This is a genomic window from Microbacterium wangchenii (genome assembly GCF_004564355.1).
In the GTDB taxonomy this organism is placed as follows: Bacteria; Actinomycetota; Actinomycetes; order Actinomycetales; family Microbacteriaceae; genus Microbacterium; species Microbacterium wangchenii.
This window is the reverse complement of sequence record NZ_CP038266.1, coordinates 2,590,027-2,608,897: the sequence shown is the minus strand read 5'-3', so window position 1 is coordinate 2,608,897 and position 18,871 is coordinate 2,590,027. Positions and strand designations below refer to the sequence as shown.

Here is an 18,871-nt window from a genome sequence, read left to right as displayed (position 1 = left end):
CCCAACGGCATGGGCCTCCTGCCCCGTGACCATCCCCAGGCGTAGCCTCGGTCGCATGAGCTCCGATGCCCCGATCTCCTCCGACGCGATCATCCAGTACGCCGTGCTGGATGCGCTCCTGGCCGCGGCGTACACCACCGGTCTCCCCGCCCCGCAGGCACGAGAGCTGGGGAACTTCGGCATCGGATGCTGCGACGGACTCGGTGGCGAAGTGGTCCTCCTCGACGGCGACCTCGTCGAGTGCACGGACGAGGCCCCGCCACGCGCCATGGACGATTCCGAGACGCTCCCGTTCTTCGAGGTGTGCCGCTTCCCGGAGATGGCGCCCGTCGACGTGAGCGGAACCGACCTGGCGGCTCTCACCGCCGCGATCGAAGAGCACCTCGTCAGCCGCAACCTCTTCCACGCGGTGCGCATCGACGGCGTCCTCGCCGCTGTCCGCGTCCGCGTGCCGCGGCGGGGGAGGACCCCGTTCCCGTCGCTGGCGGAGGCGACGCGCGACCAGGTCGAGACGGTGCTCGAAGAATGCGCCGGCACCCTCCTGGGATTCTGGGCACCAGCCATCTACCAGGGCATCGCCGTCGCCGGCCTGCACCTGCATTTCCTCTCCGATGACCGCCTCGTCGGCGGTCACGTCCTCGAGGCGAGCCTGGCCAAGGGAAGCCTCCGGGTGGCGGCGTATCGGCGATTCGACCTGCGACTGCCCACGGACGACGTGTTCCTCCGCACGCCCCTCAGCCACGACCAGGACCACCGCATCGTGGCCATGGAGGGCGGCGCCGCGCGCGAAGCGTGACCCGGCCCCGCGCGGCGGGCCCGGTCTTGCCCGCCCGGGCCGCCCGTCACCGGGACCGTCAGCCGACGAGCGCGCTGCGGGACGCTCCGGCGCTCAGCCGTTCCGCCGCAACGGCTTCCGCGGCGGCGAGCGGGCTGACCCCGCGCGCCTCGGCCTCGTCGAACACGCGGCGCACGGTGTCGCCGATGGCCGCGACGCGCGCCATGATCTGTGCGCGATCGCCCGCGTGCTTGTCCGTGGCGTCGAGGTAGATCACCCCGCCGGCGTTGACGACGAAGTCGGGGGCGTACAGGATGCCGCGGCCGGCGAGCCGCTCGGCTCCTGAGCGGTCGGCGAGCGGATTGTTCGCCGGACCGCACACCGCCTGGGCGTGCAGCGCGTCGATGACCTCCTCGGTGAGGAGCCCGCCGATGCCGGCGGGAACGAAAACGTCGGCGGCGACGAGGTGCTCTTCGCCGGGAGCCACCCAGGTCGCGCCCAGCTCCGCCGCGAGGTGACGCTTCGCCGGGTTGACGTCGGTGACGTGAAGCACGGCGCCCTCGGCCGACAGGCGGACGGCCAGGCGGCTGCCGACCTGGCCGAGCCCGGAGATCGTGATCCGCCGGTTGGTCACTTCGGGCGACCCGGTCACGCGCTCGAGACACGCCCGCAGCGCCTCGTAGACCCCGACGCTGGTCGGTCCGGCCGGCTCGCCCGAGCCGCCCGCGGCATCCGGGAGCCCGACCACCGACGCCGTGCGCTCGCGCACCACGAGCATGTCGTCGGCGGTGGAGCCCACGTCCTCGGCGGTGCGGTAGAGCCCGCCGAGCGACTCCACGGCATCGCCCAGATCGAGGAAGGCCGCGCGCCGGCGTTCGGCATCGAGCACGGTTCCCTCGGGGAGACCGATGACGGCCTTGCCGCCACCGGCGTCCAGGCCCGCTGCGGCATTCTTGAGGGTCATGGCCGCCGACAGGCGGAGCACATCGCCCAGCGCGTCGCTCCAGTGCGGATACGTCCACACGCGTGCGCCGCCGAGAGCGGGTCCGAGCGCGGAGGAGTGGAGGGCGACGGCGAGGAACAGTCCGCTGCGCTCCCCGGTCCTCACCTCCACGCGCTCGTGGGTGAAATCGGGCAGGGGCAGAACGGGAGTCATCGTCGATCCTCTTCCGGCAGGCCTCGTGGGCCGTGGGCGATCGGATGCGGCGGGTGTGCGGCATCCGCATCCATTGTGCCCGGGTGCCGTCGCGAAGGGGAGGGGCGGTGCGCGCGAGCGGTACCCGCGTCACGGCGCGCTGCGAGTCGCTCGCCTACGGCATCACCACGTCTGCAGGCGCTCCGGCGTGAAGACGATGGCGGTCGAGAACGTCGCGGCGATGCCCTCCAGCGGCACCCCGTAGTCGGCGATCGCCGCGGCGTACTTCTTCTCGTAGCCCTCCCCGAACTCCGCCAGCCACGACGCGGCGTCGCGCTCGGAGATCGTGGCGGTGCCGCGCAGGATCACCACCTCGCTCCCGAACGGGCCGGTGTCCAGGTGGACCAGCACGGGGGAGCCTCGGCGCACGTGCTTCACCTTGACGGTGTCGGCCTCGCTGAAGACGATGACACGACCGTCGTGCCAGAAGAACCACACGGGTACCGCGTGCGGCCGCCCCGCCGCATCCACGGTCGTGAACCACGCGATGATGCGCTCCTGCAGGAGCTGCAGCGCTTTCGCGTGGGCAGGGTTGTGGGGATCGATGACCTCGGACACGGACTCCTCCTCCCGCGGGGTCCTCGGCGACATCCCGCGGCTCGACGGTAGCGCGAGCCTCCGACACCGCCCCTAATCTGGACGGATGACCGTGGATCTTCCCGCCCGCAGCCGCCTGGTCGCCGAGCGCCTCCGGGGGGAGGGGATCGAGGGCGAGCTCGTCGTCCTGCCGGATGCGGCATCCACCGCTGCGCTGGCCGCGGCGGCCCTGGGGGTGGATGTCGGCGCCATCGCCAACAGCCTCGTGTTCGTCAGCGACGGAGAGCCGCTGCTGGTGATGACCAGCGGGGCGCATCGCGTCGACACCGCGGCGCTCGCAGCCCGGCTGGGACGCGCGTCGATCGACCGGGCCACCCCCGAGCAGGTCAGGCAGGCGACGGGTCAGGCCATCGGCGGGGTCGCGCCGACGGGCCATCCGCAGCCGCTCACCACGATCGTCGACGAGGCACTCGCCGCCTTCCCGCAACTGTGGGCGGCAGGCGGCACCCCGCACACGATCTTCCCGCTCAGCTTCGACGAGCTCGTGCGCCTGACGGCCGGGACGGTGGCGAAGGTCGACTAGCCGCCGGTGGGGGAGGGCACCGGGAATCGGAGGATCGCCGCCACGGGCGAACCGTCGGTGAGCTCCTCCCGTGGAACGGCCATGACCGTGCCGCCGGTGCGGAGCACGTCGGCGGCGAGGTCGAGCAGGAGGAACGATCCGTCGCCGCCGGAGTGCACGCGGCCGTACTCGTCGATGGTGCCGGAGCGCTCGGCATCCTGATCCAGCCGCAGCTCCTCGATCGCCGCAGCGGCGGCCGCGGCGGCCACCTGTGAGACGCGCGAGGTCGCGAGTTCCTGCGCGCGGAGCGTGCCGAACCGCTCCTTCCACTGCGCCACCTTGCGCTCGCGGCGGAGGCGGAGCACCTCCAGGGCGCGGTCGGCGAGCTCTTGGTCGGCGAGCGACTCCGGATGCGCCGGGATCTCGTCGTCCAGCAGCAGGGAGTGGGTGTTCTCGGCGCGGTACGCCGGCCGGAAGTCATCGGTTACCGCGAGGATCAGGAGCGCGTGGCGAGGGATGACGCTCACCACGGCACCATTCACGGCACGGCAGAAGCGTTCCCGCTCGGGCCGGTCGCCGTCCGACCCCTGCGCGGACAGGCGGTCGGCGCGACCGTCGTTGGAGGCGTGCTCGAGCATCAGGTCGTGGTCGTCGGGGAGGTGCAGCGGATGCTCGACGAGGTCGGTGCCCGATGCGATCTCGGTGAGGCGGACCAGGCCCCGAGAGAGCTGCAGGACGTACGCGGATGAGGCGTCCGAGCGCGCACGCAGCAGCATCCGCAGGTCGAAGCGATCGCCGACGGACACGTCGTCGCTCACCTCGAACGGCAGCCGGTACCACTGGATCTCGTCGGGGGTGGCGAGGATGAGCATGCCGCGGGACTGGTTCGCCCACAGTTCGTCGTCCTGCAGGGCCTCGCGCAGCCGTTCGACGGTGGCGGCGCGTGCGCCGCGGGGGAGTTCGACCGCCTCGAGCCGCCGGGCGGCTTCGTCGATCGCGTCGCGCAGGGCGATCCGGGCCCGGTCGTGGTCGGCCTGCAGCGGCGAGGAGCCGATCACCAGGCTGACGCTGCCCGGAGTGCGCGCCTCGATGAGGTTCAGGAGCTGTGCGTTGTCGGGGAGGTCTCGGGGGAGCATGCCCCGAGGTTAGGCGCGAGCCGTGGGCCGGGCCAGACCCTTGCGACCCGGGGGAGGAGCGTTCTCATGCCTCGCTCCGGCGCGGTCCATCCGGCGCGGCTCGCGCTGCTCTCGTGGGCTTGCTGTTCTCGCCGACGCGTTCAGAACTCAGGAGATATCCGCCTTCGGGCCCCGTCCACGACCACGGCGGCGGCGTGTCTCCTGAGTTTTGAACAGGCCCGGATGGGCGACCTCTCCTCCCCAGGCGCCGATCGCCGCCATCTGTGCACACCCGCGCCGGATGCCGGCCGGTGAGTACCTCGACGGACCAGGGTGGCGGCATGCCCTGGGATGGTCGACCTCACGCTTTCGCCCCCGCACCCGTCCCGTTCGCCCGCTCCCGCGCGGATCTCCTCGCCGAGGGCTGGACCGGACGTGCCATCACCGCGGCGGTCCGGCGCGACGAGCTCGTCCGAGCGCGCAACGGCGTCTACCTCCTGCCGACCGACGACGCCGACCTGCGAACAGCCGCGCGCGTCGGAGGGCGCCTCACCTGCGTGTCGGAGTTGCGCCGCCGCGGCGTCTTCGTCCTCAGCGCGTCCAAGGTGCACGTCCACCTCCCCGTGAACGCGGGTCGGATGCGGACCGTCGGCACGCAGGTGTTCCGCCATTGGGACGGCCCGGTGCGGCACCCGCATCCGCGGGCGTGCGCCGTCGAGCCCTTCGATGCGGTCCTTCATGCGGTGAGATGCCAGGAGCCGCGGGCGGCTGTCGCGACGCTGGACTCGGCGCTTCGCCTGGGTGTCATCCGCGATGACGAACTCGGCGAGCTGTTCGCTCACCTTCCTCGCCGATACCGGGTTCTGCGACGGATGCTGGATCCTCGGGCAGGGAGCGGACCCGAGTCGTTGATGCGTCTCCTCCTCCGCAGGGTCGGATGCTCCTTCGACGTCCAGGTGGAGATCCGAGGCGTGGGGCGGGTGGACTTCGTCGTCGCCGGATGGCTCATCATCGAGTGCGACAGTGAAGAACACCACTCCAGCTGGGAGGCGCGCCGCGCCGACCTCCGCCGCGATCAGGCGGCCGCCGCGCTCGGCTATTGCACCTACCGGCCGATCGCCGAGGACATTATGTGGCACGCCGACCGTGTGCTCGCGGCCCTTCGCGGCCTGCTGGAACGTGGGCCGGCGCCGCGTCGCCGTTGAAGCCCGGGTTGTTCGCGGCATCCGTTTCGGTTCAAAACTCAGGAGACACGCCGTCGGCGGGGGCCGCCGGGAGCGCCGAAGTGCCCGGATCTCCTGAGTTTTGAACGCGGCCAGGCACGGCCCGGCGGCGAAGCCGGGCGACGGGCGGCGGCGCGGCACGGCGGTTCACTGCCAGCCGCCGGCGGTGGGGACGGAGGCCGCTCGGCGGTGGTGGCGCGCGGCGGTTCAAAACTCAGGAGACACGCCGCCGGCGGGGTCGCCGGGGGCGCCGAAGTGCCCGGATCTCCTGAGTTTCGAACGGCGATGGACGACCGCGCCCGCCGGCGGCGCCCGGCGGCGCGGCGGTGTTGGTCTAGCCGGCGGCCGTGAGCACCTGGAGGCAGGTCACCGCCGCCGCCGCCGACCACGCCTGCGGGCGGCAGGCCGCGGGGTAGGGGGCGGGCACGGACCTCTCGGATGCGGCGTCGCCGGCGTGCAGCTCGGGCACCCGGTACGCGAACCCCTCGGCGGCCGCGAGCAGCCCGTCCACGGCCTGAACGGCGGCGTCCCGCAGGCCTGCGCGCAGCATCCCGTTGATCGCGATCGCGGTGTCGTGCACCCACACGCTGCCGCCGTGGTACGACAGCGGCCAGAAGCCGGCGGCCCGCGTCGACATCGTGCGGATGCCGTAGCCGCTGGACATCGTCGGCCCGAGCAGCAGCCCCGCCACGTGCGCCTCCTCGTCGGGTTCGAGGATCCCCGTCCCCAGCAGGTGCCCGATGTTGCTCGTGAGCGTGTCGACGGGGTTCTTGTCGCGATCCAGCGCGACGGCGGGGTAGCGGCCCTCGGGGGTCTCCACCCAGTACGCCCCCGCGAAGCGCGCCCTGAGATCGGCGGCCCAGGCGCGGAGGCCCGCCGGATCGTCGCCGTCGTCGCCGAACGCCTCCAGCAGGTCGGCCCCGCCGCGCGCCGCCTCGTACGCGTAGCCCTGCACTTCGCACAACGCGATCGGACCGGTGGCCAGGGTGCCGTCGCGCCACTGGATGGAGTCGCCGGAGTCCTTCCACCCCTGGTTGGCCAGACCGGTCCCCATCCGGTCGATGTAGTCGAGGAACCCGTCGCCGTCGCTGTCGCCGGACTCCCGCATCCAGGCCAGCGCGCGGCGCAGCGCCGGCACGAGCTCGCGCACCTCGGCGTCGGGCATGCCGGCCCGCCACGCATCGGCGAGCAGGCAGACCCACAGCGGCGTGGCATCCACGCTGCCGTAGTACTGCGGCGGCAGCACGATGCCCTCGCCCGGCAGCTGGATCGCCGACGCCCGCAACTCGTGCAGGATCTTCCCCGGCTCCTGCGCCGTGGCGGGGTCGTCCCGCGTGCCCTGCAGACGCGCCAGCACCCGAAGAGTGGATGCGGCCATGTCGGTGCCCAGCGGAAGGGTCAGCCTCGCCGCCCACAGCGAGTCGCGTCCGAAGAGCGTGAAGAACCACGGCGCACCCGCGGCGAAGAACTCGTCACGGGGTGCGTCGGGCAGCGCGAGGCGCAGGGCGTCGAGGTCGCCGAGGGCCACCTCGAGCCAGCGCCCCAGCCGCGGATCGCCCGCCGTGGCGGCCGGCGCCCCCACAGCGCCCGCCGCCGCGGCCCACGTCCCGGGCCCGGCTGCCGCCTGTACGACGAGCGTTTCGTCGTGCAGCTCGACCGCCCACTCGCGCACGGCTTCCCCGCGGGGTGGGAGGTCCACCGTCCACGTCGCCACGACGACGCCACCCTCGGCGGCGAGGTGGGCGCCCGGTGCCGCCACCTCGAACCAGGCGCTCGCCGTGCGCACCGTGGCAGCGGTGCCGGACACCGCGATCTCCGCCGTGCGCGGGGCGTGCGCGCCCGACTTCACCTCGTGCAGCAGCGCGAAGTCGGGGACGAGTCGCAGTGCGAGCGTCATGGACACCGCGTGCGGCGCGTGCGAGCGCACCGTGAGCGTCTCGCGCATCCGCCCGGCCGCCACGCGCCGATCGCGCGTGAGCCGCACCTTCGGGTCGGGCGTGGCGTCGTCCACGCCCCGCAGCAGCCCGTCGAAGACGATGCGGGCGGGGCCGTCCGGCGCAACCGAGATCCACTCGATCCTCGACTCCGCGCACGACAGCTCGATTCCCCGGACGTGACGCACGTCGCCGTGGTAGATCCCGTCGATCGCGGCCGCGCTGTCGCCGCCGGCGCGCGACCACACCTGGGTCGGGGCGCGCAGCGCGATGAGGGCATCGGAAAGCAGGGGCTGCAGCGGATGCGGCAGGCCCTCGTTCTCGCGGGTCATTCCTTGACGGCTCCTTCACTGGCGTTCATGATGCGGCGCTGGAAAATGAAGAACACCACGGCGACGGGGATCGTCATGATGGCCGCGGCCGCGAGCTTGATGGGGTACTGGCTGCCCTGGCTGAGCTGTCCGCTCGCGAGTGAGGCCACACCCTTGGTGAGGGTGGTCAGCTCGGGCGACTGGGTGGAGATGACGAAGTGGCTGAGCTCGTTCCACGAGCCCTGGAACGACAGGATCACGATCGTGATGAGGGCGGGGCGCGCCATCGGCAGCACGACCGACCAGAAGATCCGGAACGTCCCGGCCCCGTCGATCCGGGCCTGCTCCTCGACGGAGGCCGGGATGGATTCGAAGAAGTTCTTCATGATGAACACCCCCGCCGCATCCACCAGCAACGGCAGCACCATGCCCGCATAGGAGTCGTACATGCCCAGCTGGTTGATGACGAGGAACTTCGGGATGAGGAGCACCACCGTGGGCACGGCCATGACGGCCACGAGCGCCGCGAACACGATCCCGCGGCCGCGGAAGCGCAGCCGCGCGAGCGCGTACCCGGCGAGGGAGTTGAAGAAGACCCGCCCCAGGGTGACGAGGATCGTCACGATGGCCGAGTTGGCGAACCACGTGGGGAAATCCGACCGCAGGAACAGCTGCTCGTACGCCGCCCATGTGAATGGGGAGGGGATGAGGGAGACCGGATCGACGGCGGCGGCGTCGTTGGTCTTGAAAGACGTGGCGACCTGCACGAGGAACGGATAGATGTAGACGACGGCGAGTGCGGCGAGCACGACGTAGAGGACGATCTGCCACATCACCGTCTTGCGGGGGAGGCGGCGCCGGCGGACGGGGCGGCCGCGGTCGCCGCCGGTCTGCTCCTGCTCGATGAGCACGTCGGCCTGCAGGCCGGTGGCTGCGGCGGTCATCGTGTCGTTCCCTTCCGCGCCGCCGGGCGCACCTCGTACTGCCGGGCGCGGCGCCGGGAGACCGGGCGATCGCGGAGGATGAAGCGCTGCAGGATCGTGAAGGCCACGATGATGACGAACAGCACGAACGCGATGGCCGCGCCCTGCCCCCACTCCTGCGAGATGAATGCGGAGTTGTAGCTGAGATAGGCGGGGGTGAGGGTCGTCTTGCCCGGGCCGCCCTGCGTGCCGGTGTAGATCTGGTCGAACACCTGCCAGCAGCCGATCAGGCCGAGGGTCAGGACCGTGAACAGGGTCGGCTTGAGCTGGGGGAGCGTGACCCGCCAGAAGCGCTGCCATCCGTTCGCGCCATCCACCATGGCCGCCTCGTCGACGTCGCCGGAGAGGTTCTGCAGCGCGGCGATGAACAGCAGCATGAAGGTGCCCGAGGTGGTGAAGACGGCCATCAGGACGAAGGCCGACATCGCCACCGAGGGACCGGCGAGCCAGTCCCACCACGACACCCCGAGGAACTCCGACTGCGTGAGGGCGTCGGGTCCGGTGCGCACGCCGAAGGCTCCGAGCAGGTTGTGGACGACGCCGCTGGGCTCGTTGAACCAGTTCGGCCCGTTGATGCCGATCCACGACAGCACCTGGTTGATCGCGCCGGAGGTGGAGAAGAGGAACAGCCACAGCACGGTGATCGCCACGGTGCTGGTGACCGAGGGGAAATAGAACGCCGTGCGGAAGAAGCCGCGGCCGCGCAGGACCGCCCCGTTGACCAGGACCGCCAGGAACAGCGACAGCGCCGTCTGCAGCGGGACCACCAGCACCACGTACCACGCGTTGTTGCGCAGGGCGATGCCGAAGTCGCGCTCGGCGAGCCCTCCGCCGGTGGTGATGGCGGCGTAGTTCTCACCGCCGACGAAGCTGACGTCGCCGGAGAAGGGACTGCCGCGACCGGTCCAGTCCGAGAAGCTCACCCACAGCGCCATCAGCACGGGGATGAGGAGGAAGACGCCCAGGATGATCAGCACGGGAAGCGTGAAGATCCATCCGGCGGTCGCCTCGCCGCGCCGGATCCCGGAGGACCCGGCGCGGCGGGACGGTGTCGATACAGCGGTCATGTCCGCGCCCGATCAGCGGATGCGGCTCACTCGACGATCGCCTCGAGGTTGGACTGCACCGAGTCGAGGATCGTCTGCGGGTCGCCGGTGGCGAGGGACTCCAGCTGCGCGTTGAAGTCGGAGATGACCTCCGCTGCCCCGGCGATGGTCGGCGGGAACTGCGCGTACTCGGCTCCGGCGAGGAAGGCCGCGAGTTCGGGGTTCTCGTCGGTCCACGTGGCCGCGGCCGACTCGATCGAGGGCATCGGGCCGAACGCCTCTGAGAAGGTCAGCTGCTGATCGGTGCCCGTGAGGTACTCGACGAGCTCGAGCGCGGAGTCCTGGTCGGCGCTGTCGGCGGCCATGCCCCAGCAGTTGGTGAACTGCAGCGTGCCCTGGCCGGCGGGGCCGGCGGGAAGCTCGGCCACGGTGTAGTTCACGTCGGGGTAGTCGTTGGTCAGCGTGCCGGTGATCCAGTTGCCCTCGATGACCATGGCGGCAGCCCCCGTGCCGAAGGCCTCGCCACCCCATCCGGCGCCGATGTCGGCGGCGAAGGCGAAGCTGCCGTCGGTCAGGTGGCTCTGGACGTAGGTGAGCGCCTCGACGTTCTCCGGGCTGTTGGCGACGGCCTGGCCGTCGACGAGCAGCCCTCCGCCGGCCTGCGCCATGAAGGCGCCGAGCCGCTGGTACTCCGCGCCGAACGCGAGACCCACCTGGCCGTCGGTGGTCAGGCGCTGCGCAGCGGCGGCGAGGGAATCCCAGTCGGTGGGGATGTCGGCGTCGGTGAGGCCCGCCTCGGCCCACAGGTCGGTGTTGATGATGAGCGCGAGGGTGGAGAAGTCCTTCGGGGCGCAGTAGAACTCGCCGTCGAGGGTGAAGTTCTCCACGAGCGAGGGGTAGAAATCGTCCTTGTTGGCGAGTTCGTCGCCGTACGCCTGGATGGACCCGTTCTCCGCGTAGCCGGCCAGCGCCTCGGGCGCGAGGTAGAACAGGTCGGGCGGCGATCCCGCGGCGAAGCCCTGCGACAGCTGCTGCGGCAGGTCGTTGGCCACCTGCACCTCCGCCTCGACGCCCGACTCCTCCGACCACGCCGCGACGGCCTCCTCGACCGCACTGGTCTCGGCCTCTCCGGAGGAGCCGATCAGGACGGTGAGCGCGCCGTCGGCCGATTCCTCCGAGCCGCCCCCGCCGTCGTCGAATCCCGAACCGCACGCCGTGAGTGCGAGCGAACCGGTCACGAGGAGCGTCCCGGCGCCGAGCCAGACGCGCGTGCTGTGCCGTGTCATGTGTCTCTCTCCTTCGATGAGCCATGGAGGGATTTGAACGATCAAACCCAGTCGTCCCCTCACCGTACGTATGCCGCATCCGCCCTGTCAAGGCGCGGGAGGAAGCGTCCTAGGATGGCGCAGAGGCACACGATCGGCAGGAGGTGCGATGGTCAAGGCCCCTACGGTCGACGACGTCGCGCGCGTGGCCGGCGTCTCGCGCCAGACGGTGTCCAACGTCGTGAACTCCCCGCATATCGTTCGGCCGCAGACGCGGGAGCGCGTGGAGAGCGCGATCGCGGAGCTCGGGTATCGACCGCACGCGGCGGCTCGGATGCTGCGCACCCGGCGCAGTTCGACCATCGGCGTGCACCTCGACCCGTACGCCGGCGGCATCTCCGGCGTCGTCCTGGACCGGTTCGTGCACGCCCTCACCGAGCGGGCGAGCGATCGCGACATGCGGGTGCTGGTGTACGCCGCGCGCTCGCCCGAGGAGGAGGTGGCGCGCCTGGCCGACCTCCGCGAGGGCGGGGAAGTGGATGCCGTCATCGTCACGGGCACGTTCCGCGGCGACCCGCGGACGGGCTGGCTGATCGAGCACGGCCTGCCGTTCGTGTCGTTCGGCCGCCCGTGGGGCGAGGACGACGTCGATGTGCCCGCGCACCTGTGGGTCGACGTGGACGGTGCCGCCGGCACGAGCGCTGCGACGCGCCACGTGCAGCGCACCGCGGGCGGGCGCGTGGCCTTCCTGGGGTGGCCGGAGGGGTCGGGCACGGGTGATGACCGCGAGCGCGGCTGGCGCGAGGCCGAGGGAGGCGGGCCTCGGTGGGCGGTGGAGGAGAGCGTCGGCGCGGCACGGGCGGCGGTCGCCGCCGCCCTGGCAGCGGGGGAGGCGGTGGACGGGATCGTGTGCGCGAGCGACTCGCTCGCGGTGGGGGCGCATCTGGCCGCCGTGGCGGCGGGACGCCCCGACCTTCCCATCGTCGGGTTCGACAACACCCCCGCAGCCGAGGCGCTGGGACTCTCCAGCGTCGAGCAGCTGCCGGAGAAGGTGGCCGCCGGCGCGCTGGAGCTGCTGATGGGCGCCACCGGCAGCATCGTCGCGCCGCGGCCCGCCGCATCCGGCTCGGCACACGTGCTGGTGGAACCGCGCCTGGTGGTGCGCTGAGCCAGGGAGCGGTGCGCTGAGCTAGCGGCGGTGCGCTGAGCTCCGCTCCGGTTCAGAACTCAGGAGACACGCCGACGGTGGTGGCCCCGACTCAGCCGAAGTGCGCGGATCTCCTGAGTTTTGAACGGCGGGGTGGTGCGCTGAGCTACAGGGTGGTGCGCCGGGCTACGGGGTGGTGAGCGTGACGTCGTCGGGCGGCGTCGTGCCCACCGCATCCCACCCGCCGCTCTCCCACGTGAACACCGCCACGGCGGAAGTCGGCATGCTCACTTCGCGCCCGGCCAGCTCGCTGACCAGTTCGCTCATGCCCGGGTCGTGGGCCACGACGAGCACCTCGTCTGCGCCGCTGTCGCGCGCCGCCTGCAGGAGGGCGTCCGCATCCGCGAGGTAGAGGTCCTCGCTCTCCCGCACCTCGGCGTCGAAGGCCGCGGCGAAGTGCTCCGCGGTCGAGCGGGCGCGCAGTGCGGTGGAGGTAAGGATGACTTCGGGGCGCACGCCGGTGCGCAGCACGCGGCGGGCCACCTCGGGTGCGTCGCGCTGGCCCTGCGCGTTGAGGGGACGGTCGTGATCGTCGACCGACGCGTCGGCCCAGTCCGATTTGGCGTGTCGCGCGAGGGCGAGCTGGATCATGTCGTCATCACGGGTTTCAGGGTAGCGCTCAGCCCAGGGCGAGCGTGGCCACGGTGAAGATCACCGCTCCCGCCAGTGCCCCCACGATCGTGCCGTTGAGCCGGATGTACTGCAGGTCGCGTCCGACCATGAGCTCGATCTTCTCGGTGGTCTCGGCGGGGTCCCACCGCTCGACGGTCTCCGTGATGATCGAGGCGATGTCATGGCGGTAGCGGTCCACGACGAAGACGGCGGCGTCGGTGACCCAGCCGTCCACGCGGCTCTGGAGCGACGCATCCGTCGTGAGGCGCTCGCCGATCTCGGCCACCGCCTGCACGGCGCGGCGCCGCAGGCCGCTGTCGGCGTCCTGCAGCGCCGTCAGCAGGCCCGTCTTCGCGGTCTGCCACGCCTCGGCGGCGAGGGAGCGCACACGCGGGCTGTCGAACAGCGTCGCCTTGGCGTCTTCCAGCTTTCCGATCGTGGCGGGGTCGTGCTGGAGGTTGTCGGCCAGTCGCGCGAGGTAGCGGTCGATGGCGGCGCGGGCGGGATGCTGCGGATCGTCGCGCACCGCGTCGACGAAGGACAGCGCCTGGCGGTACACGGTGTCATCGACGAGGCGCTGGGCGACCCCGGGCACCCACGACGGCAGGCGGCGGGAGACGAGGCCGCTGAAGGCGTCCTGGTTGGCGGCGAGCCACGTGGCGATCGAGTCCGCGGCGAGATCGACGGCGCCGGTGTGCGCGCCCGAATCCACCACACGGTCCAGCCAGCTCCCGATCGACGGTCCCCAGTCGGAGGCGATGAGATGCTCGCGGGCGAGGTCTTCGATCACGTCGCGCACATCGTCGTCGCTCAGCGCGTTGAGCACCGCGGTGGCGGCGGTGGCCGCCTCGGCCGACACGCGCTCGGCGTGCGCGGGCTGGGCCAGCCACGCGCCCAGGCGAGCGGCCATGGGCGTCGTCTCGAGCTTGCCGCGGACGACGGGGGCGGAGAGGAAGTTCGTCTCCACGAATTCGCCCAGGCTGCGGCCGATCTCGTCCTTGCGGCGCGGGATGATCGCGGTGTGCGGGATCGGCAGCCCGAGCGGATGACGGAACAGCGCCGTCACGGCGAACCAGTCCGCCAGCGCCCCGACCATGCCGCCCTCCGCCGCAGCGCGCACCCACTGCACCCACGGATACCGCTCCTGCAGCGGGAACGACACCGCGAACACGATCGCCATGAACACCAGCGCCCCCAGGGCCACCGCCTTCATGGTGCGCAGGGCCCGGCGCCGCTCCTGGTCGGCGGGGCTCAACAGAGCCGTCGGTGTGGACTGCATCCGGTCATCCTCGCACGCGGGTCCCCGCCGGGGGCCGCGCTCAGCGCTCCTGCGGGCCGAGCCACGCCGTCGCCGCTGCGGCGTGGGCCGACTCCGGGTCGGAGGGATGGAACAGGCCGGCGAGCACGTCGCGGTACAGCCGCGACAGCTCGTTGCGGGAGAAGTAGGACGAGCCACCGGCGACGAGCATCGCGTCGTCCACGACGTGCTTGGCGGTCGTCACGGCGCGGTGCTTGACTCCCGACAGCAGCGAGAACCACCGCGGCCCGTGGTCCACGAGCCCGTCGACGTCGCCCGCGAGAGCGGCCAGCTGCGGCGGCAGCGCGTCGTAGGCGATGGCCATGTCGGCCACGCGCCAGCGGATGTCGGGGTCCTGCGCGTACGACATCCCGGTCTTCTTCGAGCGCCGCGTGGACGCGGCATCCACCGCCAGCTCCAGCGCCCGGCGCGCCACTCCCGTGTACACCGAGGCCAGCAGGAGCTCGAACACGGCGAAGATCCCGAACACGAGCGGATCGGGCTGGGGCCCCGGGTCCACGCGCCGGGCGATGCGGTCGGCGGGGGCGATCGCCCCGCGAAGCTCCGTCGTGCGGCTCTGCGTGCCCCGCATCCCGACGGTGTCCCAGTCGTCCCGGGTGTGGACGGCGTCGGTGCGCGGAAGGAATCCGTAGACGAGCTTGGGCGCGTCGGGGGAGGTGGTGTCCAGCCCGTGGACGCCCAGCTGGGTCCACACCGGGGCGAGGGAGGTGAAGATCTTCGTGCCGGTGAAGGCGTAGCCGCCGTCGGCGGTGGGCTGGGCGGCGGTGTCGCTGCCGAAGAGCACGAGGTCGTTGCCGGCCTCGCTGATGCCGAACGCGAACACCTCGCCGGCGGCGGCGCCGGTCTGGACGAACGCGAGATCGTCGATGCCGCGGTCCTGGAGGATCTTCGCCACGCCCGTCCACACCAGGTGCATGTTGACCGCCAGCGCCGTGGCCGGGGCCGCGGTGGCCAGACGCTGCTGGAGCACGGATGCCTCCGCCAGGCCGAGTCCGGCGCCGCCCCGATCGGCGGGCACGAGGATCGCGAGGTAGCCGGCATCCCGCAGCTCGTCGAGGTCGTCGACGGGGAAGGTGTTCTCGCGGTCGTGCACGGCCGTGCGCTCGCGGATGCGCTCGAGGAGGTCGTCGGGAAGGATCTGGGCCGGGTCGAACGCTGCCGTCATGCCCCCATTGTCCCGCGCGGCCGGATGCTCGGGCCGGTCGGGGCGGGTCAGCCCAGCGCCGCCATCAGCGCCGCGACCGTCTCCTCCGGTTTGTCCCGGTGCGGAGAGTGGCCGGCCCCGGTGATCACCGACATCGTCACGACGGGGTTCTGCCGCACCTCCTCGGCCAGCGCGCCGGAGAAGATCGAGTACACGGCGGGGTCGGCGGCGATGATGTGCGTCGGGCACGTCAGGCGCGCGGCGGCGGGGCGCACGTCCCAGTCCGGGTTCTGCAGGCTCGTCTGCTCCACGGCCCACGCGCTGGCCTGCTGCGCGGAGAGGGCCTTGAGCTCGATGTCCTGCGGGTGCCACGCGGGGTGCTCTGCCCGCACGGCCGCGATGCTGGGGTCGGCGAAGGCGCGTTGCTGGCTCTCGCGCACGATCTCCCGGTCGCGTGCGGCGAGGTGGATCGCCGGGTCCACCAGCACGAGGCGCCGCGTCCAGCCGTGGTCCGCCGCCGCGACGACGGTGGCCGCAGCGCCTCCCAGCGAGTGCGCGATGACGAGGTCCCACCCGTCGGCGTCAGCGGGCCGGGTCTGGCGGATGTCGGCGGCGTACGCGTCGATCCGGTAGTCCAGCGCGCGCGGGGCGGTGCCATGCCCGCGCAGGTCGACGGCATCCGCCCGCCAGCCCGCCTCCGCGAGGGCGGCGCCGTAGCGCCACATGAGGGCGCCGTTGGAACCGAGGCCGTGGATGAGGAGGGCGCGGCGGGGCGCCGAGGAATCGCCCCACGTGAGGCGGGGGAGGGTCACGGCGAAGGTCATCTCCCCATGCTATTCACGGCCGGCACGGCCCCCCGTCCGACCCGGGCGGACACAATGGAGGGATGATCTCGACCGAGGCGGCCCGCGCCCTCCGCGAGGCGGGCCTCGAGTGGCGGCCGCGCTCGGGCGACCGGTTCCAGCTGGACGAGCCGGAGTTCGACGCCGACGTCTTCACCGTGAGCGACATGACGATCGAGCCCCGCTCCTATCCCACCGGCACGATCCTCGCCTTCAACGGCACCACGGAGTGGGCGCTGGACTCCGTCGCCCTCGAGGAGGCGCTGTGGCTGCCCTCGGAGAGTCAGCTCCGCGAGATGCTGCGCGGTTCCTTCCGGCACCTGCGCCGGCTCCCCGACACCCACGAGGTGGAGATCGTCTTCGCCGGTGAGCGCCGCACGTTCCAGCATCCCGAGCCGGCCGACGCCTACGCGCTCGCCGTGCTCGCGCTCCTCGCACGGATGGCGTGAGCGGCCCCGCCCGAGGCCGGCTGACCTACGTGATGGTGGACACCGGCTCGGTGTCGGGGATCGGGCTGGCGTCGCGCTCGCGGAGGTCCGGGAACCCGCGGACGCACGCGACCGCCACGAGCACGCCCACCGCGGCGAACCCGGCCGCCGCGACGTAGGCGCCCTGCGGGCCGACGCCGTCGATGAGGAAGCCGGCCACGGCCGACCCGGCGGCAGCCCCGATGAGCTGTCCGGTGCCGATCCAGCCGTACGCCTCGGCGGTCTCGCTGAAGCGGACGCTCGCGGAGGTGATGGCGAAGATGACCGCCAGGGCCGGGGCGATCCCGATGCCGGCGAGGAAGAGCGTGCCGCCGAGCCACCACACGTCCAGGGCGAAGACGGCCAGGGCCAGGCCCACGGCCACGATCGTGAGGCGCCGGGCCATGGCCCACGGGCCGATCGGGATGTGCCCGAACGTCAGGCCGCCGGCGAGGCTGCCGACCGAGAAGACGGCGAGCACGAGGCCGGCCGCAGCGCCGGAGTGGCCGAACGTGGCCACGACGCCGACCTCGACCGCCGAGCACGCCGCGATCAGGAGGAACCCGGCCACGGTGGCCAGCAGGACCGGCGCTTTCAGCAGCACCCGTCCGAATCCGCGGCGGCTGCGGGGGATGCGCACGCGTCCGACCTCGGGCGACAGGATGAACCAGCTGCCGCCGCCCACGAGGATCGCCACGATCAGGAGGAGCGCCTCGAGGGTGCCGATCTGGGTGGCCACGAACGTGATGACCACCGGCGCGACGATCCAGATGATCTCCTGCAGCGACGCGTCGAGGGAGAACAGCGGCGTCAACTGGCGGGAGGTCACCATCTTCGGGTAGATCGTGCGGACCGCCGACTGGACGGGCGGGGTGGACAACCCCGCGATGAGACCCAGCGCCATGTAACCGGGCACGGGGAGGGGCAGCAGTGCGAGTCCGGCGATCGCCAGCGCGCACACCGCGAGGGTCAGGATCAGCACCGGTCGCATGCCCCAGCGGCCCATCCAGCGGCTCGTGACCGGCCCGGCCACGGCCTGGCCGATCGAGGTCGCCGCCAGGACCAGGCCCGCGGCGGCGTACGAGCCGGTCACCCGCTCGACGTGCAGCAGCACGGCCAGGCTCGTCATGCCGTTGGGGAAGCGGGCAGCCAGCTGTGCGGTCATGATCCGCGCGACGCCGCGCGTGCGCAGGAGATCCCGGTAGCCAGCCACGACATCCCACGGTACCCATTCCGCCCCGCCGCGGCGAACGTCCCGGGCGTCGGAGCGGGGCCCGCTCCGTGCGACACGCGACACGCCGAGCGCGCGGATTCCACAGAAGTCCGGATGTCGGAGGCCCGCTCTACCTTTGCGCCTGTGGACAGATCCCGGCGCGGTCGGGGAAACGAGCGGGATTCAGGGCTTTTCCGGCTCCGGAAACGGTGCCGCGCCTGTGGATGAAACGGTGGACAACATGTGTTGTATCTGGGGAGAGCGGTGGAAAACTACACGAATGTAACTACTAGCCCTTGTGGTGCCTTCCAATGTCGGCACCCATATGTAGTATTGAGCTCCCGGGACAGCAGTACTCCGGGAAACCAGGTCCTTGAGGGGAGAAACGGGTAATCATGGCCATCACGGTGTACACCAAGCCTTCGTGCGTGCAGTGCACGGCGACCTATCGCGCGCTGGACTCGAAGGGCATCGAATACGAGGTGCAGGACCTGTCTCAGGATGCCGCCGCCCTCGAGCAGGTCAAGGCTCTCGGCTACCTCCAGGCGCCGGTCGTCATCACGGACGAGGACCACTGGTCCGGCTTCCGTCCCGACAAGATCGACGAACTCGCCTCCCGCCTGGCCTGACCCTCCGACCGGCTCAGGGGCCGTCGTCATGAGTTCTGTCGTGACCGCCACCGAAGTCCCGCTCCTGGTCTACTTCTCGAGCGTGTCGGGCAACACCGCGCGTTTCATCGAGAAGCTCGGGATGCGGGCGGTGCGGATCCCGCTCCACGCGACCGACGCTCCCCTCACCATCGACGAACCGTTCGTGCTCGTGACCCCCACCTATGGCGGGGGTCAGGGGCGCGGCGTCGAGAAGGGTGCCGTCCCCAAGCAGGTCATCCGGTTCCTCAACGACACCGGCAACCGCAGCAACATCCGCGGAGTCATCTCCGCGGGCAACACGAATTTCGGCGAGCACTTCGGCCTCGCCGGCGAAATCATCAGCCGCAAGTGCTCCGTGCCGCACTTGTACAAGCTCGAGCTCTTCGGCACACCCGACGACGTCGCTCGCGTCAGCGAAGGATTGGAACGATGGTGGAATCAGCACTAGAGGCGGCACTGACCGCGAACGACT

General features: G+C 71.7%; 19 protein-coding genes. 7 read left to right on the top strand and 12 right to left on the bottom strand.

The features are described 5' to 3' along the window. The first annotated feature begins 55 nt into the window (after positions 1-55). A complete protein-coding gene (locus E4K62_RS12565) occupies positions 56-796 on the top strand; it encodes an acetolactate decarboxylase (RefSeq protein WP_135067937.1) in 741 nt (246 codons plus the stop codon). Between the two features lie 58 nt (positions 797-854). On the opposite strand, the gene E4K62_RS12560 is transcribed toward E4K62_RS12565, so the two are convergent. Together E4K62_RS12560 and E4K62_RS12555 are read right to left on the bottom strand one after the other, a co-directional pair. Continuing rightward, on the bottom strand, positions 855-1,931 hold the full coding sequence (locus tag E4K62_RS12560; RefSeq protein WP_135067935.1) for a Glu/Leu/Phe/Val dehydrogenase family protein: 1,077 nt from the start codon (positions 1,929-1,931) through the stop codon (positions 855-857). A 162-nt stretch (positions 1,932-2,093) separates the two neighbouring features. Beyond that, on the bottom strand, positions 2,094-2,528 hold the full coding sequence (locus E4K62_RS12555) for a pyridoxamine 5'-phosphate oxidase family protein (RefSeq protein ID WP_167747787.1): 435 nt from the start codon (positions 2,526-2,528) through the stop codon (positions 2,094-2,096). 85 nt (positions 2,529-2,613) lie between these two features. On the opposite strand from E4K62_RS12555, the gene E4K62_RS12550 reads away from it, so the two are divergent. After that, a complete protein-coding gene (locus E4K62_RS12550; protein ID WP_135067931.1) occupies positions 2,614-3,090 on the top strand; it encodes a YbaK/EbsC family protein in 477 nt (158 codons plus the stop codon). On the opposite strand, the gene E4K62_RS12545 is transcribed toward E4K62_RS12550, so the two are convergent. Next, positions 3,087-4,205 (bottom strand): baeRF11 domain-containing protein, encoded by a 1,119-nt coding sequence (locus E4K62_RS12545; RefSeq protein WP_135067929.1) that lies wholly within the window; start codon positions 4,203-4,205, stop codon positions 3,087-3,089. The genes E4K62_RS12550 and E4K62_RS12545 overlap by 4 nt on opposite strands. A 320-nt stretch (positions 4,206-4,525) precedes the next feature. Here E4K62_RS12545 and E4K62_RS12540 point away from each other — a divergent pair, with 320 nt between their 5' ends. Continuing rightward, positions 4,526-5,389 (top strand): endonuclease domain-containing protein, encoded by an 864-nt coding sequence (locus E4K62_RS12540; RefSeq protein WP_135067927.1) that lies wholly within the window; start codon positions 4,526-4,528, stop codon positions 5,387-5,389. A gap of 352 nt (positions 5,390-5,741) precedes the next feature. Here the strand turns inward: E4K62_RS12540 and E4K62_RS12535 are convergent, their stop codons facing one another. From E4K62_RS12535 to E4K62_RS12520, 4 genes are all read right to left on the bottom strand, one after another. After that, positions 5,742-7,673: a glycogen debranching N-terminal domain-containing protein gene (locus tag E4K62_RS12535; protein WP_187270464.1), complete on the bottom strand. Its 1,932-nt coding sequence runs from the start codon at positions 7,671-7,673 to the stop codon at positions 5,742-5,744. Continuing rightward, positions 7,670-8,485, bottom strand: coding sequence for a carbohydrate ABC transporter permease (locus E4K62_RS12530; protein ID WP_240742892.1), 816 nt, complete (start codon positions 8,483-8,485; stop codon positions 7,670-7,672). Before E4K62_RS12530 ends, E4K62_RS12535 begins: the two co-directional genes overlap by 4 nt. Before the next feature lie 107 nt (positions 8,486-8,592). Further along, positions 8,593-9,702, bottom strand: a complete 1,110-nt coding sequence (locus tag E4K62_RS12525) for a carbohydrate ABC transporter permease (protein WP_135067923.1) — start codon at positions 9,700-9,702, stop codon at positions 8,593-8,595. A gap of 26 nt (positions 9,703-9,728) precedes the next feature. Then, the gene (locus E4K62_RS12520) at positions 9,729-10,967 is read right to left on the bottom strand and encodes a sugar ABC transporter substrate-binding protein (protein WP_135067921.1); all 1,239 of its coding nucleotides are present in this window, start codon (positions 10,965-10,967) and stop codon (positions 9,729-9,731) included. A 148-nt stretch (positions 10,968-11,115) separates the two neighbouring features. On the opposite strand from E4K62_RS12520, the gene E4K62_RS12515 reads away from it, so the two are divergent. Then, positions 11,116-12,114, top strand: coding sequence for a LacI family DNA-binding transcriptional regulator (locus tag E4K62_RS12515; protein WP_135067919.1), 999 nt, complete (start codon positions 11,116-11,118; stop codon positions 12,112-12,114). Between the two features lie 165 nt (positions 12,115-12,279). Here E4K62_RS12515 and E4K62_RS12510 read toward each other — a convergent pair whose 3' ends face one another. The 4 genes from E4K62_RS12510 to E4K62_RS12495 are packed head-to-tail and all read right to left on the bottom strand — an operon-like array spanning position 12,280 to position 16,051. Then, positions 12,280-12,744, bottom strand: coding sequence for a SixA phosphatase family protein (locus tag E4K62_RS12510; protein WP_135067917.1), 465 nt, complete (start codon positions 12,742-12,744; stop codon positions 12,280-12,282). Between the two features lie 28 nt (positions 12,745-12,772). Continuing rightward, positions 12,773-14,044: a DUF445 domain-containing protein gene (locus E4K62_RS12505; protein WP_135067915.1), complete on the bottom strand. Its 1,272-nt coding sequence runs from the start codon at positions 14,042-14,044 to the stop codon at positions 12,773-12,775. A gap of 40 nt (positions 14,045-14,084) precedes the next feature. Further along, entirely contained in the window at positions 14,085-15,248 is a 1,164-nt protein-coding gene (locus E4K62_RS12500) for an acyl-CoA dehydrogenase family protein (RefSeq protein ID WP_135067913.1), read from the bottom strand. 47 nt (positions 15,249-15,295) lie between these two features. Continuing rightward, positions 15,296-16,051 (bottom strand): alpha/beta fold hydrolase, encoded by a 756-nt coding sequence (locus tag E4K62_RS12495; protein ID WP_135067911.1) that lies wholly within the window; start codon positions 16,049-16,051, stop codon positions 15,296-15,298. A gap of 62 nt (positions 16,052-16,113) precedes the next feature. On the opposite strand from E4K62_RS12495, the gene E4K62_RS12490 reads away from it, so the two are divergent. Continuing rightward, the gene (locus E4K62_RS12490; protein WP_135067909.1) at positions 16,114-16,518 is read left to right on the top strand and encodes a pilus assembly protein CpaE; all 405 of its coding nucleotides are present in this window, start codon (positions 16,114-16,116) and stop codon (positions 16,516-16,518) included. Between the two features lie 25 nt (positions 16,519-16,543). Here the strand turns inward: E4K62_RS12490 and E4K62_RS12485 are convergent, their stop codons facing one another. After that, the gene (locus E4K62_RS12485) at positions 16,544-17,749 is read right to left on the bottom strand and encodes an MFS transporter (RefSeq protein ID WP_135067907.1); all 1,206 of its coding nucleotides are present in this window, start codon (positions 17,747-17,749) and stop codon (positions 16,544-16,546) included. Between the two features lie 395 nt (positions 17,750-18,144). On the opposite strand from E4K62_RS12485, the gene nrdH reads away from it, so the two are divergent. Both nrdH and nrdI read left to right on the top strand, forming a co-directional pair. Beyond that, positions 18,145-18,378 (top strand): glutaredoxin-like protein NrdH, encoded by a 234-nt coding sequence (gene nrdH / locus E4K62_RS12480; protein ID WP_135067905.1) that lies wholly within the window; start codon positions 18,145-18,147, stop codon positions 18,376-18,378. 28 nt (positions 18,379-18,406) lie between these two features. After that, positions 18,407-18,847: a class Ib ribonucleoside-diphosphate reductase assembly flavoprotein NrdI gene (gene nrdI, locus E4K62_RS12475; RefSeq protein WP_135067903.1), complete on the top strand. Its 441-nt coding sequence runs from the start codon at positions 18,407-18,409 to the stop codon at positions 18,845-18,847. The last annotated feature ends 24 nt before the right edge of the window (positions 18,848-18,871 follow it).

Excerpts from the sequence above, each read along its gene's own strand:
- E4K62_RS12490 (WP_135067909.1), top strand. The coding sequence starts at position 16,114 with ATGATCTCGACCGAGGCGGCCCGCGCCCTCCGCGAGGCGGGCCTCGAG.
- E4K62_RS12565 (WP_135067937.1), top strand. The coding sequence starts at position 56 with ATGAGCTCCGATGCCCCGATCTCCTCCGACGCGATCATCCAGTACGCC.
- E4K62_RS12495 (WP_135067911.1), bottom strand. The coding sequence starts at position 16,051 with ATGACCTTCGCCGTGACCCTCCCCCGCCTCACGTGGGGCGATTCCTCG.
- E4K62_RS12505 (WP_135067915.1), bottom strand. The coding sequence starts at position 14,044 with ATGCAGTCCACACCGACGGCTCTGTTGAGCCCCGCCGACCAGGAGCGG.
- E4K62_RS12515 (WP_135067919.1), top strand. The coding sequence starts at position 11,116 with ATGGTCAAGGCCCCTACGGTCGACGACGTCGCGCGCGTGGCCGGCGTC.
- E4K62_RS12510 (WP_135067917.1), bottom strand. The coding sequence starts at position 12,744 with ATGATCCAGCTCGCCCTCGCGCGACACGCCAAATCGGACTGGGCCGAC.
- E4K62_RS12545 (WP_135067929.1), bottom strand. The coding sequence starts at position 4,205 with ATGCTCCCCCGAGACCTCCCCGACAACGCACAGCTCCTGAACCTCATC.
- E4K62_RS12550 (WP_135067931.1), top strand. The coding sequence starts at position 2,614 with ATGACCGTGGATCTTCCCGCCCGCAGCCGCCTGGTCGCCGAGCGCCTC.
- E4K62_RS12540 (WP_135067927.1), top strand. The coding sequence starts at position 4,526 with ATGCCCTGGGATGGTCGACCTCACGCTTTCGCCCCCGCACCCGTCCCG.
- E4K62_RS12530 (WP_240742892.1), bottom strand. The coding sequence starts at position 8,485 with ATGTGGCAGATCGTCCTCTACGTCGTGCTCGCCGCACTCGCCGTCGTC.
- E4K62_RS12535 (WP_187270464.1), bottom strand. The coding sequence starts at position 7,673 with ATGACCCGCGAGAACGAGGGCCTGCCGCATCCGCTGCAGCCCCTGCTT.
- nrdH (WP_135067905.1), top strand. The coding sequence starts at position 18,145 with ATGGCCATCACGGTGTACACCAAGCCTTCGTGCGTGCAGTGCACGGCG.
- nrdI (WP_135067903.1), top strand. The coding sequence starts at position 18,407 with ATGAGTTCTGTCGTGACCGCCACCGAAGTCCCGCTCCTGGTCTACTTC.
- E4K62_RS12560 (WP_135067935.1), bottom strand. The coding sequence starts at position 1,931 with ATGACTCCCGTTCTGCCCCTGCCCGATTTCACCCACGAGCGCGTGGAG.
- E4K62_RS12525 (WP_135067923.1), bottom strand. The coding sequence starts at position 9,702 with ATGACCGCTGTATCGACACCGTCCCGCCGCGCCGGGTCCTCCGGGATC.
- E4K62_RS12500 (WP_135067913.1), bottom strand. The coding sequence starts at position 15,248 with ATGACGGCAGCGTTCGACCCGGCCCAGATCCTTCCCGACGACCTCCTC.
- E4K62_RS12520 (WP_135067921.1), bottom strand. The coding sequence starts at position 10,967 with ATGACACGGCACAGCACGCGCGTCTGGCTCGGCGCCGGGACGCTCCTC.